The sequence below is a fragment of the Streptomyces sp. NBC_01166 genome, from assembly GCF_045039765.1.
Taxonomy (GTDB): domain Bacteria; phylum Actinomycetota; class Actinomycetes; order Streptomycetales; family Streptomycetaceae; genus Streptomyces.
Genome location: NZ_CP108613.1, coordinates 713,670 through 726,971, shown reverse-complemented (window position 1 = coordinate 726,971; position 13,302 = coordinate 713,670). Strand labels below are relative to the sequence as shown.

13 protein-coding genes are annotated in these 13,302 nt (G+C 71.1%); all 13 read left to right on the top strand.

Annotated elements, in window-relative coordinates; translation table 11 throughout:
* Window positions 1-372: 372 nt before the first annotated feature.
* Window positions 373-1,134, top strand: coding sequence for a DeoR/GlpR family DNA-binding transcription regulator (locus OG379_RS03560; protein WP_393754743.1), 762 nt, complete (start codon window positions 373-375; stop codon window positions 1,132-1,134).
* A gap of 160 nt (window positions 1,135-1,294) precedes the next feature.
* On the top strand, window positions 1,295-2,653 hold the full coding sequence (locus OG379_RS03555) for an ABC transporter substrate-binding protein (protein WP_405659158.1): 1,359 nt from the start codon (window positions 1,295-1,297) through the stop codon (window positions 2,651-2,653).
* Window positions 2,650-3,615, top strand: a complete 966-nt coding sequence (locus tag OG379_RS03550) for a carbohydrate ABC transporter permease (protein WP_393754739.1) — start codon at window positions 2,650-2,652, stop codon at window positions 3,613-3,615. Before OG379_RS03555 ends, OG379_RS03550 begins: the two co-directional genes overlap by 4 nt.
* Entirely contained in the window at window positions 3,612-4,490 is an 879-nt protein-coding gene (locus OG379_RS03545; RefSeq protein ID WP_104791018.1) for a carbohydrate ABC transporter permease, read from the top strand. The genes OG379_RS03550 and OG379_RS03545 overlap by 4 nt, the downstream gene beginning before the upstream one ends.
* Entirely contained in the window at window positions 4,490-5,479 is a 990-nt protein-coding gene (locus OG379_RS03540) for a zinc-dependent alcohol dehydrogenase family protein (RefSeq protein ID WP_405659156.1), read from the top strand. The genes OG379_RS03545 and OG379_RS03540 overlap by 1 nt, the downstream gene beginning before the upstream one ends.
* Window positions 5,476-6,390, top strand: coding sequence for a PfkB family carbohydrate kinase (locus OG379_RS03535; protein ID WP_405659154.1), 915 nt, complete (start codon window positions 5,476-5,478; stop codon window positions 6,388-6,390). Before OG379_RS03540 ends, OG379_RS03535 begins: the two co-directional genes overlap by 4 nt.
* A 58-nt stretch (window positions 6,391-6,448) precedes the next feature.
* Window positions 6,449-8,890: a SpoIIE family protein phosphatase gene (locus OG379_RS03530; protein ID WP_405659152.1), complete on the top strand. Its 2,442-nt coding sequence runs from the start codon at window positions 6,449-6,451 to the stop codon at window positions 8,888-8,890.
* Window positions 8,891-9,056: 166 nt separating this feature from the next.
* On the top strand, window positions 9,057-9,479 hold the full coding sequence (locus OG379_RS03525; RefSeq protein WP_405659149.1) for a DUF6221 family protein: 423 nt from the start codon (window positions 9,057-9,059) through the stop codon (window positions 9,477-9,479).
* 113 nt (window positions 9,480-9,592) lie between these two features.
* A complete protein-coding gene (locus tag OG379_RS03520) occupies window positions 9,593-10,483 on the top strand; it encodes an SDR family oxidoreductase (protein WP_405659147.1) in 891 nt (296 codons plus the stop codon).
* Between the two features lie 107 nt (window positions 10,484-10,590).
* Window positions 10,591-10,824, top strand: a complete 234-nt coding sequence (locus tag OG379_RS03515; protein ID WP_405659145.1) for a hypothetical protein — start codon at window positions 10,591-10,593, stop codon at window positions 10,822-10,824.
* A gap of 342 nt (window positions 10,825-11,166) precedes the next feature.
* The gene (locus tag OG379_RS03510) at window positions 11,167-11,658 is read left to right on the top strand and encodes a lamin tail domain-containing protein (protein WP_405659143.1); all 492 of its coding nucleotides are present in this window, start codon (window positions 11,167-11,169) and stop codon (window positions 11,656-11,658) included.
* 149 nt (window positions 11,659-11,807) lie between these two features.
* A complete protein-coding gene (locus tag OG379_RS03505) occupies window positions 11,808-12,305 on the top strand; it encodes a peptidylprolyl isomerase (RefSeq protein ID WP_362929614.1) in 498 nt (165 codons plus the stop codon).
* A 178-nt stretch (window positions 12,306-12,483) separates the two neighbouring features.
* Window positions 12,484-13,278, top strand: coding sequence for an SDR family NAD(P)-dependent oxidoreductase (locus OG379_RS03500; RefSeq protein ID WP_405659141.1), 795 nt, complete (start codon window positions 12,484-12,486; stop codon window positions 13,276-13,278).
* Window positions 13,279-13,302 lie beyond the last annotated feature (24 nt).

Here is a 13,302-nt window from a genome sequence, read left to right as displayed (position 1 = left end):
CCGGAGGTTGTCCGCGGGCTCCCGAGGCCCGGAATGTTGGCCGAAATCGTGCCTTGAGGTGTGCAATCAGACATTTCTCTGCTGTTCTCGCCGCGATCACGGCACGGTTGTGCTAGTGGCTCCCACACCTGTGTGACCGCTGACGGGCACGAAACGGGCACCTCGCGGGGCGAAGCAGGCGTTGCGCGGGCGCCCCGTCGCCGCCGGAGCGCGGACCACCTGCGTGGGAGCCTGTGGGGAAACGGGCATGAACGGGCAGAGGCCGAGGCGCGAAGAAGCTGGTCGTACAGCCGTTTCTGCTTGTACAAACAATGCGTGGGCCCGAACGGACGCCGGGCCCACGGCTGATTCGCACTAGCGCAGGGATGTGTCGTGGGCACCGAGGAACGCCGCCGGGGAATTCTCGAGACGGCCCGACGGGACGGTTCGGTCGACGTGAACCGGCTGGCCGAACGGTTCGAGGTGGCCAAGGAGACCATCAGGCGCGATCTGCACACCTTGGAGGAGCACGGGCTCGTCCGGCGCACGCACGGTGGTGCGTACCCGGTCGAGAGCGCCGGGTTCGAAACCACCCTGGCGATGCGCACCACGCACCACGTACCGCAGAAGTCACGGATCGCGACGGCCGCCGCCGAGCTGCTCGGTGACGCCGAGACGGTCTTCGTCGACGAGGGCTTCACCCCGCAGCTCATCGCCGAAGCGCTTCCCCGCGACCGGCCGCTGACGGTGGTCACGGCGTCCCTGGCCGTCGCCACGGTCCTGGCGGACTCGGAGAAGACCGCCGTGCTCCTCCTCGGCGGGCGGGTGCGCGGCAGCACCATGGCGACCGTCGACCACTGGGCGACCCGTATGCTCGCCGACTTCGTCATCGACCTGGCGTACGTCGGTGCGAACGGCATCTCCCGCCAGTACGGGCTGACCACCCCGGACCCGGCGGTCGGCGAGGTCAAGGCGCAGGCCATGCGCAGCGCCCGCCGCCGTGTCTTCGCCGGCGTCCACTCGAAGTTCGGAGCGGTGAGTTTCTGCCGCTTCGCCGGTGTCGGAGACTTCGAGGCCGTCGTCACCGACACCGGTCTGCCCTCGGCGGAAGCCCAGCGCTACTCCCTGCTAGGCCCGAACGTCATCCGCGTCTGAACACCCCCGCCCCCACAACGTCACACCGCCCCCGTCTCCGTCCCCGCCGTCCCCAGCGAGGCCGGGGACGGAGGGCAGCCCCGCCATGCCCGGAACCGTCAGGAGAGCCGGAGGGCACGGGCACCGATCCGTGAGCCGCTACGACCGATCAGGAGAATCTATGCCCCACCAGCAACGACGCCGTGGGACCCGCGTGCGTGCGGTCGCGGGCACGGCAGTGATGGCCTTCCTCGCCGCCGGGTGCGCCGGAGCAGGCGGTACCGCGTTCGGAGGGGGTGACGCACTGAACGTACTGATGGTGAACAACCCCCAGATGCTGGAGCTGCAGAAGCTGACCGCCGAGCACTTCACCGAGGAGACCGGCATCAAGGTCCACTTCACGGTGCTCCCGGAGAACGACGTCCGCGACAAGATCAGTCAGGACTTCTCCAACCAGGCGGGACAGTACGACGTCGGCACCATCAGCAACTTCGAAGTGCCCTTCTTCGCGAAGAACGAGTGGCTGCACCCCCTCGACACCTACGCCGCCGAGGACACCGCCTTCGACCAGGACGACATCCTCGAACCGCTGAGGGAGTCACTCACCGCCGAGGGCAAGCTCTACGCCGAACCCTTCTACGGCGAGTCGTCCTTCCTCATGTACCGCAAGGACGTCTTCGACGCGAAGGGGCTGACCATGCCCGCGCACCCCACCTGGACCGAGGTGGCGGAGCTCGCGGCGAGGGCGGACGGCGCCGAGTCCGGCATGAAGGGCATCTGCCTGCGCGGACTGCCCGGCTGGGGCGAGCTCGTCGCCCCGCTCACCACCGTGGTCAACACCATGGGCGGCACCTGGTTCACCGAGGACTGGAAACCCCGGCTCACCTCACCCGAGTTCAAGAAGGCCACCCAGTTCTACGTGGACCTCGTGCGCAAGCACGGCGAGCGCGGCGCCTCCCAGTCCGGATACGCCGAGTGCCTCAACAACATGACGCAGGGCAAGACCGCCATGTGGTACGACGCCACGGCGGGCGCCGGTTCGCTGGAGGCGGCGGGCTCCCCGGTCAAGGGGAAGATCGGCTACGTGCCCGCGCCGGTCGAGGAGACCAAGAGCTCCGGGTGGCTCTACACCTGGGCCTGGGGCATCCAGAAGGCGTCCAAGAAGGCGGACGACGCGTGGAAGTTCGTCTCCTGGGCCTCCAGCAAGGAGTACGAGTCGCTCGTCGGCGAGACCAGCGGCTGGTCCAACGCGCCGGCCGGCAAACGCGCCTCCACCTACGAGAACCCCGAATACCGCAAGGCGGCAGGTGCCTTCGCGGACGTCACCGAGCAGGCCATCTCCGGGGCCGACCCGAAGAACCCGGGCACCCAGCCGCGCCCCGTGCCGGGGATCCAGTTCGTCGGCATCCCCGAGTTCACCGATCTCGGCACCAGGGTCGCGCAGGAGATCAGCGCGGCCATCGCCGGCCGCCAGTCCGTCGACAAGGCGCTGGCCGCTTCCCAGAAGCTGGCCGAACAGGTTGCCAAGGAGTACCGATGACCACAGCAGTCGGCACCACACCCCAGTCACCACCCCGGCCACCCGCGGCCCCGGCCCGCAGGAGGAACGGCGCCCGGGCGTGGGCCACGAGGGCTCCGCTGCTCCCCGCACTGGTCTTCCTGATCGTCGTCACCCAGCTGCCGTTCGTGGCGACCTTGGTGATCTCGCTCTTCGACTGGAACTCCCTCAGCCCCGACAAACGCGCCTTCAACGGGCTCGACAACTACGCGTCCGTCTTCACCGACGCCGCGCTCCGCGACTCGGTCCTCACCACGATCCTGCTGACCGTGGGCGTCGTCCTCGCCACCGTCGTCATCGGACTGGCCCTCGCGCTGCTCCTGGACCGTACGTTCTTCGGCCGGGGCATGGTCCGTACCCTGCTCATCACGCCGTTCCTGATCGTGCCCGTCTCCGCCGCGCTCCTGTGGAAGCACGCGCTGTACAACCCGGAGTACGGCCTCCTCAACGGCGCGCTCAGCTGGGTGGGAGACCTCTTCGGCGACACGAGCCCGAGCCAACCGGACTGGATCGCGGACATGCCGCTGCTCGCGGTCATCGCCGCACTGGTCTGGCAGTGGACGCCGTTCATGATGCTGATCCTGCTCGCGGGGCTTCAGAGCCGGCCCGCGGAGGTCGTCGAGGCCGCGCGTCTGGACGGGGCGAGCGCCTGGCAGACCTTCCGCTACCTGACCCTGCCGCACCTGCGCAGGTACCTCGAACTCGGCGTGCTGCTCGGGGCCGTCTACATCGTGCAGAACTTCGACGCGGTGTTCACGATCACCGCGGGCGGACTCGACACCGCCAACCTTCCCTACACGATCTACCAGACCTTCTACCAGGCCCACGAATACGGACTGGCGTCCGCAGCGGGAGTCGTGGTGGTGATCGGCACGATCATCATCGCCACCTTCGCGCTCCGGACCGTCTCGTCCCTCTTCAGTGAGGAGGCGAACCGCGCATGACCACCGCCACCGTCCCCGCGCCCGCCCCGTCCGCGCGACGCGTCCTGCGACGGGCCCGACGGCGCTCCGCCGCACTCGGCCTGCTGGCCTGGGCGGCAGGACTCGCCTTCTGCCTGCCCGCGCTCTGGATGCTGCTGACCTCGCTGCACGCGGAGTCCGACGCCGCCACCAACCCGCCCTCCCTCTTCGCGCCGCTCACCCTCGACGGATACCGCGCCTTCTTCGGAGCCGACACCGGTGTGACCCCATGGCCACCCCTGCTCAACTCCCTGGGGGCCTCCTTCTTCTCCACGGTCCTGGTGCTCCTGCTGGCGCTCCCGGCGGCGTACGCCCTCTCCATCCGGCGCGTGCGGAAGTGGACGGACGTGATGTTCTTCTTCCTTTCCACGAAGATGCTGCCCGTCGTCGCGGGGCTCCTCCCGGTCTACCTGTTCGCCAAGAACGCCGGGATGCTGGACAACATCTGGCTCCTCGTCCTGCTCTACACCTCGATGAACCTGCCGATCGCGGTCTGGATGATGCAGTCCTTCCTCGCGGACGTGCCGGTGTCGGTCATCGAGGCCGCCCAGGTCGACGGCGCGAGGCTGCCGACCGTCCTGGCCCGGGTCGTCGCACCGATGGCCGCCCCCGGGATCGCTGCCACCGCGCTGATCTGCTTCATCTTCAGCTGGAACGAGCTGCTCTTCGCCCGGGTGCTCACAGGCGTCGTCGCCCAGACGGCACCCGTCTTCCTCACCGGATTCGTCACCAGCCAGGGCCTCTTCCTGGCCCAGCTGTGCGCCGCGTCCGTCGTCGTGTCCCTGCCGGTGCTCGCCGCCGGCTACGCCGCCCAGGACAAACTCGTCCAGGGCCTGTCTCTCGGAGCAGTGAAATAATGCGGGCAGCCATCGTCGAAGCACCCGGGAAGATCTCCGTCACCACCGTCCCCGACCCCACGCCCGGCCCTCGCGAGGTCGTCGTGTCCGTTGCCTCCTGCGGGCTGTGCGGCACCGATCTGCACATCCTGCAGGGCGAGTTCGCGCCCTCCCTGCCGCTCGTCCCGGGCCACGAGTTCGCCGGGGAGATCGTGGGCGTCGGACGTGACGTCACGGAGCTCGCCATCGGCGACCGCGTCGCCGTCGACCCCTCGCTGCACTGCCACGAGTGCCGCTACTGCCGCAGTGGACGCGGCAACCTCTGCGAACGCTGGGCCGCCATCGGCGTCACCGTCTCCGGCGGCGCCGCCGAGTACGCCGTGGCCCCCGTCGCCAACTGCGTCCGGCTGCCCGAGCACATCGACGTGAAGGAGGCGGCCCTCATCGAACCGCTGTCCTGCGCAGTCCGTGGCTACGACGTACTGAGCAGCACCCTCGGTGCCGAGGTACTGATCTACGGCTCCGGGACCATGGGCCTGATGATGCTGGAGCTCGCGAAGCGCACCGGCGCGGCGGGCGTGGACATCCTGGATGTCAACCCCGACCGTCTCGCCACGGCCGGCCTCCTCGGCTGCTCCCGGTCGGCGGCCGGGGCCGACGAGCTCGAGCGGCCCGGCGGCTGGGACGTCGTCATCGACGCCACGGGCAACGCGGCCGCCATCCAGGACGGCCTGGGACGCGTCGCCAAGGGCGGGACCTTCCTCCAGTTCGGGGTCGCCGACTACGCGACGACGGCCGTCATCGAGCCGTACCGCATCTACAACCAGGAGATCACCATCACCGGCTCGATGGCCGTCCTGCACAGCTACGAACGCGCCGCCGCGCTCTTCGCCACCGGGGTCCTCGACCCTGCCGTCTTCATCAGCGACCGGCTGCCGCTCGACCAGTACCCGCAGGCCATCGACCGCTTCAAGGCGGGCATCGGCCGCAAGATCGTGGTCGAGCCGTGACGGGCGGACCCGGAGCCGTCCTCGTACTCGGAGAGGCCCTCGTCGACCTCGTGCCCGTGGCCGGGGACGGCGGTCTGCGGGCCGCGCAGTTCGGCGGGGCCCCGGCCAACGTCGCCATCGGGCTGGCCGGGCTCGGCACCCCGGTGGCGTTCGCCGGAGGGCTGGGTGGCGACGGCTTCGCCCGCACGATCGAGGAGCGGCTGCGGGCGGCCGGGGTGGACCTCACCCTCTGCGAACGCTCCGGCCTGCCCACGGCGCTGGCCGTCGCCGAGCCGGGGGCCGAGGGAACGGGCTACCACTTCCACCTCCAGGACACGGCGACCTTCCGGCTGCCGGACCTGTCCACGCGGGCCGCCGGTTTCGGTGCCGTGTACGCGGGCGGGCTCGCGGCCGTCGTCGGGCCCGCGGCATCGGCCGTGCGGGCCACCGCCGCCGCGGCCGCCGAGCACTCCCTGCTCGTCGTGGACCCCAACGTCCGCCGGGACCGCACCCTGGGCGCGGACCACGGCTCGGCGGCTCTGCGCGAACTGTGCCGACTGGCCCACGTCGTGAAGGTCAGCGACGAGGACCTGGAGACGCTGTGGCCCGGAGCCGATCCGGAGGAGACCTGCCGGGAACTGGCGGCGGGAGGACGGCTGGTGGTCCTCACCCGTGGCGCCCGGGGCAGCACGGCGTACACGGCGACCGCACCGCCCGTCTCCGTCGCGGCCACACCGGTCGAGGTGGTCAACACGATCGGTGCGGGGGACGCGTTCACCGCGGGACTGCTGAGCCGCATGGGGGCCCTGGGCTCCTTCACGGCGACGCCGTATCCGGAGGAGGTGAGGGACATGCTGTCGTTCGCCTCCGAGACGGCCGCCTCGGTGTGCGCACGGGCGGGCACGGAGCCCTCGGCCCCCGCCGGCATCTGACGGGGCGCGCCGCCGGGGTGGACATGCGCACCCGCGCACGGGTGCGCATCCTGGCTGTGTGACCTGGAGCCCCGATGGCAGCCGAACGCCCGACGGACTGTCGCTGGTGCTCGCCCGGGCCGTGGTGAGCGCCGTCGACGCCGTCGGGGGGTACGCGGGCGGCGTCTATCTGCGCTCCCGGGCCCCGGGGCTCCTCCTGATGGCAGTGCTCGCGGGGCTGCCCGTCCCGCTGCTGCGCCCCTGGTGGCGGATGCACGTGAACCGGCCCTTCCCGGTCGCCGAGGCCTACCGGTCGAACCGGCCGGTGTATCTGGGCGACGCCGAGGAGGCCATGCGCCGGTTCCCGCAGCTGATGGCCGGCCTCCCGTTCCCGTTCGGGTCCCTCTACGTGCCCGTGCCGGGCGGGACCACACCCGCGGGCGTGCTCGTGGTGCTGCGCTACGCCACCCGGGGCGTGCCGGTCGGCGGCGCGGACCGCCGTCGGCTGGAGACACTCGCCCGGCAGCTCGGCGCCGAGATCGCCGCGCAGGACGGGCCGGCCGAGTGGGACGGCGAGCCCATGCCCCTGCGGCTTCCCTCGAACACGGCGCGGCAGATGCGCGTCGGACACTTCGCGTGGGACATGGAAAGCGGGACGGTCACCGCGGACGAGCGTACGCACGCGATCCTGGGCCATGAGCCCACGGACGGGCCGGCGCGCTCCATGGAGGCGCTCACGGCCGGGCTGCTGCCCGAGGACGTGTACGGGCTGTGGACGCTGGCGAGCAGAGCCGCGCGGTCGGCGGAGCCCCATGTGCGCCGGATGCGGCTCTGGAGCCCCGACGGCCGTCCGCTCCTGGTCGAGCTCTCCGGCACCGGGGATCTGGACGGCCGCACGGGCCGGCTGACCGGTGTCCTGTTCGACCAGGGGGCCGGACCGGTCGTACCGGACGCGGCCGACCGGATCCCGCGCGGCATGCTCACGTACGACCGGCTCGGACGGATCACCTACGTCAACCGCCCTGCGGAGCAGCTCCTCGGCCACACCAGGGCCGAACTGACCGGCCGGCCTCTCGGCGAGGCGCTGCCCTGGCTCGCGAGCCCCGCCTACGAGGACCAGCGGCGGGCCGCGCTCTTCTCGGACGACCCCGTGTACTTCCTCGCCAGGCGCACCCCGGAGGACTGGCTGTCCGTCGCGATGTTCCCCGGCCGTGACGGGGTCACCGTCACCTTCAGCCCCTCGGGGCGGCCCGGCCGCACACCGGAGTCCGGCGCCACCCCGGGAGGGGAGCTCGGCTCCCCGGCCGACCGCTCGGCCGTCCTGTACCGGCCGGTCGCCCTGGCCATCGCACTGACGGAGGCAGTCACGGCGCGTCAGGTCTCGGCCGTGGTCACGGAGGAGCTGCTGCCGGCCTTCGGCGGCAGACAGCTGGCCATCTACCTCCAGAACGAGCGCCGCCTCTACCTGGCCTGGGAGACCGGCTTCCCCAAGGGGTTCCTGGACCAGTTCGACGGAGTCGGTCTCGACGCCCGCATCCCCGGGGTGGAGACGCTCACGACGGGCAGGCCGCTGTTCTTCGAGTCCATGGAGCAGCTGGCCGAGGCCTACCCCGGCATCCCCATGGACGCCAGCGTCGGCGCCCGCGCCTTCCTGCCGCTCATCGCGTCGGGCCGGCCCGTGGGTTCGTGCATCCTCGGATTCGACCAGGCCCGCGGCTTCAGCCCCGAGGAACGCACCGTGCTCACCGCGCTGGCGGGGCTCATCGCCCAGGCACTCCAGCGCGCCCAGCGCTACGACACCGAGGCCGCGCTCGCCCGGGGCCTCCAGGACGCCCTCCTGCCCCACCGGCTGCCCGTCGTCGACCACGTCGACACCGTCGGGCGCTACCTCTCGGGCACCCAGGACATCGAGATCGGGGGCGACTGGTACGACGTCATCGAGACGGGCAGCGGACTCGCCCTCGTCATCGGGGACGTCCAGGGGCACGGTGTCGCGGCAGCGGCCACCATGGGGCAACTGCGCAGCGCCGTACGGGCCTTCACGCTCATCGGGCACGAACCGCAGGAGATCATGAGCGCCACCAACCGGCTGCTCATCGGCCTCGACCCCGGGCAGTTCGCCAGCTGCTGCTACGTGCTGCTCGACCCCGCGACCGGTGCCACCCGGGCCGTACGCGCCGGCCACCCCCAGCCCGTCCTGCGGCACCCGGACGGCAGGACCGAGGTCCTGGACCTCCCCGGAGGTGTGGTGCTCGGCGTCGACCCCAAGGCCTCCTACCCCGTCACGGAACTGCGTCTCGCCCCGGGAGCCGTTCTCGCCCTCTTCACGGACGGGCTGGTGGAGAAGGCGGGCACGGACATCGACGAGGGCATCGAGCGGCTGCGCAGCACCCTGGACGCGGTGGGACACATGCCGCTCGCCGAGACGGCCGACCGCATCATCGGACAGGCCCGGCAGGACGAGGACCGGCCCGACGACATCGCGCTGCTCATGGCCGCCCGGCGGGATCCGTCCCGCTGAATCCGGCCGGTCACAGCCCCGTGCGGTGTCCGTCATGCGGACGCGCCCCGTGCCGACTGCGCCCCCGGCACGCGGGTGAGGCATCCTCTGCTGGTCGGGCAGAACGGGTCCGTGGCGGTGAGTGGATCTCCGCCACGGTCTGTGACGGAGAAGGATTCGGAACCAGATGGCAGACAACTCGGACCTGTTGGCCTTCGTGCGGGCACGCCTCGCCGAGGAGGAGCAGATCGCGCGGGAAGCGGGCGGCGACGGCTGGCGGACTCCGGCCGAGGCACCCGGTGAGGTGCACGACCGCACGAGCGGCATCGCGTTCGTCGTACGGTCGCGTGCCTACGACCGGCACATCGCCTTCCAGGACCCGGCACGCACCCTGCGACGCATCGAGACCACCAGGGTGCTCCTGGACGAGTACGAGGAGATCGCGGTCCTCGACACCGACCGCCCTGCCCAGGACTTCACCTCGGGCCGCGCCGTGGGCCTGGGCTTCGTCGTCCGGCAGATGGCCGCCGAGCATGCCGGCCACCCCGACTACCGGGTGCAGTGGCTGCCCCGGTTCTCCCACTGGGGCCCGCCCTCCTCGCCGGAGTAAGAGGCAGGCCGGTCCGTCTCGCCGAGCGCCGGGCCGACAGGAGTGCTTGGGTGGGAACACCGTCCGCGAGCCGACGGTACGGCGCCGACGCGGTCGATTCCGAGGAGACGCGTATGACGGGCACCCCTGGTCCTCTGGAAGGCCGCGTCGCCGTGGTGACCGGCGCCGCACGGGGCCTCGGTGCGGCCATCGCACGCGAGCTGGCGGACCGCGGCGCCACCCTGGCCCTGATCGGCCGGGAGGAAGCCGGCCTTGCCGCGGTGCGGGACTCGCTTCCGGGCCCGGCGCGATGCTGGGAGGCCGACGTCACCGACGACGCGGGAATGGCGCGGGTGGCCGACGACGTACGGGAGCGGCTCGGTCCCGTCTCGGTCGTGGTCGCCAACGCCGGCCTGGCCGAGGGCGGCCCCTTCGCGGAGTCCGACCCGGCGACCTGGCGGCGCGTGATCGAGGTGAACCTGATCGGCAGCGCGATCACGGCACGGGTCTTCCTGCCCCAGCTGCGCGTCACACGGGGTTACTACCTCCAGATCGCATCGCTGGCCTCCATCGGCGCCGCGCCCATGATGAGCGCGTACTGCGCCTCCAAGGCCGGCGTGGAGTCGTTCGCCCACTCGCTGCGTGCCGAGCTCGCCCATGAGTACGTCGGGGTGGGCATCGGCTACCTGAACTGGACCGACACCGACATGATCCGCGATGCCGACCAGCACCCCGTGCTGCGCGAGCTGAGAGGGCACATGCCCAGGCCCGCGCGCAAGGTCTACCCGGCACAGACCGTGGCGCGCCACATGGTGCGGGCGGTCGAGCGCCGCAGTGCCGCCGCGTACATGCCGGCGTGGCTCCGCGCCACACAGCTGGTGCGCGCCGCGATGCCTCCGGTCGTCACGGCGCTATCGAAGCGCGAGCTGCCCAGACTGGCGCGGACGGCTCCGTTCGAGGCCACGGGTCTCCTCGGGGCCGGCGGCCGGGCCGACGCCTCGGGCCGGCGGGGTCCGGACGGCTGAAACCCGCTCCGCCCGGCGCGGACACGGGCCGGACTGAGTACGGGGAGGGGGACGTCTGAGTACGTGACCCGATCCCGGCACGTGCCCCCGCTGGTCGAATGGGGACCATGCTCCCCGAAGCGCCGACGCGCCCCCGCATCCAGAACCTGGCCAGCGCCGGCACGGCGCTGGCCGTGACGCTCCTCCCGCTGGCCGTCGGTGTCCTGATGGCCAGGACGATGGCGCTGGATCCGATGACACCCGTGAACGCTTTCGTCACCGGTGGAGGTCAGCGGATCCGGCTCGCCCCTTCGCGATGGATGCTGAAGGCTCGAACGCGCGAGCTCCTTTCCAGGCGGTAACGGAACGTCTGTCCAGGTAAGCGCTGTCGCTCCTGTTACACGGATCGATGAGCTCCCGACAGGGGCGCCCGGGGGAGCGGGGCCGGGGTGAACAGGGCGCCACGACCAGGTGAACGGCCCCCCGAAAGGGTCGGTGCAACGATCAACGGTTGACAGGTCTACGACTGCCGCAATCCGTGCCGCATGCAGTTGTGTGTGACAGAAATGTCCGCACTTCGTCACACGAAGCAGGGCGCCTTTCGGCCACCTCGAAAGCGGGACAAAGTTTGCGTTCCCGGCACTACGCCGGGGTCGGAAAAACGCCCGGAGTTCCATCCCGGGCCCGCATGATGAGGGGTTTCCATGTCCCGTTCCGCACGACGGATCACCGCCACCGTCCTCGCCTCCGGCGCCCTGCTCGCCGCAGCGGCCCTTCCGGCAACGGCCGATGGCCGGGACCACGGCCACGACCGGCCGGCACAGCGCTCGGCCGTCGTCCTGGGCCAGATCCAGTACGACAGCCCCGGCCGCGACAACGGCTCCAACCGGAGCCTGAACGCCGAGTGGGTCACCGTGACCAACACCAGCCGCCACTCCGTCAACCTCCGCGGCTGGACGCTCACCGACGAGAGCCGCCGCTCGTACACGTTCGACCTGCGGCTGCCCGGCCGCTCCTCCGTCCGCGTCCACACCGGTGTCGGCCGTGACACCCGGCACGACGTGTACCAGGACCGCCGCCACTACGTGTGGGACAGCAGGGACACCGCCACGCTCCGCGACAACCGCGGGCACAAGGTCGACTCCGAGTCCTGGGGCCGGCACCACCGTGGCGGCGGCCACCACGGCAACCGCTGAGCGGCACCGGTAGGGGGAAGCGGCGTTCTCCCTGACTGAAACGGCGTACCACGGCTCACCCCCGTGGTACGCCGTACGCGTGCGGCGCGCGGCCGTCGTGGGGCGGGGCCTGTGCACCGGGAGGCGCCGGGTGATGTCAGGATGGACCCATGACCATCAAGGCGTTTTTCGACATCACCATCGACGACCAGCCCGCTGGGCGGATTGTGTTCAACCTCTTCGACGACGTGGCCCCCAAGACCGCGGAGAACTTCCGCGCGCTGGCCACCGGTGAGCAGGGCTTCGGCTACGCGGGCTCGCCGTTCCACCGCGTCATCCCGGACTTCATGCTCCAGGGCGGTGACTTCACCAACGGCAACGGCACCGGCGGCAAGAGCATCTACGGCGAGAAGTTCGCCGACGAGAACTTCACGCTGAAGCACAACAAGCCGGGCCTGCTCTCGATGGCCAACGCGGGCCCGAACAGCAACGGTTCGCAGTTCTTCATCACCACCGTCGTCACCCCGTGGCTGGACGGCAAGCACGTCGTCTTCGGCGAGGTCGCCGACGAGGCGAGCATGGAGCTCGTCCGCAAGATCGAGTCGTACGGCTCCTCGACCGGCAAGACCAAGGCGAAGATCGCCGTCTCCGAGTCCGGCGTTCTCTGAGTCACCCGACGGGGCTCCCGGCCGTTCCCACGGGCCGGGAGCCCCGTTGCCGCGCCACGGCCTGATCCGGACGGGGCGCGGTGGAGTGCACGGCGGCCGGAAGGCGTCCCGGGCCGGGGAGTGACAGGGTGGTGATTCTTCGACCCCGCACACCGACATGGGACGGAAGGACCGCAAGGTGCGTATCGATCTCGCCGGCAGGACCGCTGTCGTGACCGGCTCCTCGCAGGGCATCGGGCTCGCCATCGCCACCGGGCTGGCCGGTGCCGGAGCGCGCGTCGTGCTGACCGGACGGGGCCGGGACCGGCTCGTCACGGCGGCGGACGCGCTGCGTGGCACCGAGCCCGACGCCGATGTCCTCACGGTCGCCTGCGACCTCGCCACGGAGCAGGGGGCGGCGGAGCTCCACGAGGCCGTGCCCGCGACGGACATCCTCGTCAACAACCTCGGCATCTTCGGCTCCCGGCCGCCGCTGGAGATCACCGACGAGGAGTGGCGCGCCTACTTCGACACCAACGTCCTCAGCGCGGTGCGTCTGATCCGCCGCTACCTGCCCGGCATGACCGAGCGGGGGTGGGGCCGGGTGCAGAACATCGCGAGCGACTCCGCGATCGTCATCCCCGCCGAGATGATCCACTACGGCATGTCGAAGACCGCTCTGCTCGCCGTCTCCCGAGGCTTCGCCAAGGAGGCCGCGGGCACCGGGGTGACGGTGAACTCCGTGATCGCCGGGCCCACGCACACCGGCGGGGTCGAGGACTTCGTCCACGAGCTGGTGGGCGATGACCTCCCCTGGGACGAGGCCCAGCGCGTCTTCATGCGCCGGCACCGCCCGCAGTCCCTCCTCCAGCGCCTGATCGAGCCCGAGGAGATCGCGAACCTCGTCGTCTACCTCAGCTCCCCCCAGGCCTCCGCCACGACGGGCGCGGCCATGCGGGTGGACGGCGGATACATCGACTCGATCGTGCCCTGAGCTTCCGGGCTGGCATGATCAGGG

Excerpts from the sequence above, each read along its gene's own strand:
- OG379_RS03555 (WP_405659158.1), top strand. The coding sequence starts at position 1,295 with ATGCCCCACCAGCAACGACGCCGTGGGACCCGCGTGCGTGCGGTCGCG.
- OG379_RS03550 (WP_393754739.1), top strand. The coding sequence starts at position 2,650 with ATGACCACAGCAGTCGGCACCACACCCCAGTCACCACCCCGGCCACCC.
- OG379_RS03545 (WP_104791018.1), top strand. The coding sequence starts at position 3,612 with ATGACCACCGCCACCGTCCCCGCGCCCGCCCCGTCCGCGCGACGCGTC.
- OG379_RS03540 (WP_405659156.1), top strand. The coding sequence starts at position 4,490 with ATGCGGGCAGCCATCGTCGAAGCACCCGGGAAGATCTCCGTCACCACC.
- OG379_RS03525 (WP_405659149.1), top strand. The coding sequence starts at position 9,057 with ATGGCAGACAACTCGGACCTGTTGGCCTTCGTGCGGGCACGCCTCGCC.
- OG379_RS03520 (WP_405659147.1), top strand. The coding sequence starts at position 9,593 with ATGACGGGCACCCCTGGTCCTCTGGAAGGCCGCGTCGCCGTGGTGACC.
- OG379_RS03515 (WP_405659145.1), top strand. The coding sequence starts at position 10,591 with ATGCTCCCCGAAGCGCCGACGCGCCCCCGCATCCAGAACCTGGCCAGC.
- OG379_RS03510 (WP_405659143.1), top strand. The coding sequence starts at position 11,167 with ATGTCCCGTTCCGCACGACGGATCACCGCCACCGTCCTCGCCTCCGGC.
- OG379_RS03505 (WP_362929614.1), top strand. The coding sequence starts at position 11,808 with ATGACCATCAAGGCGTTTTTCGACATCACCATCGACGACCAGCCCGCT.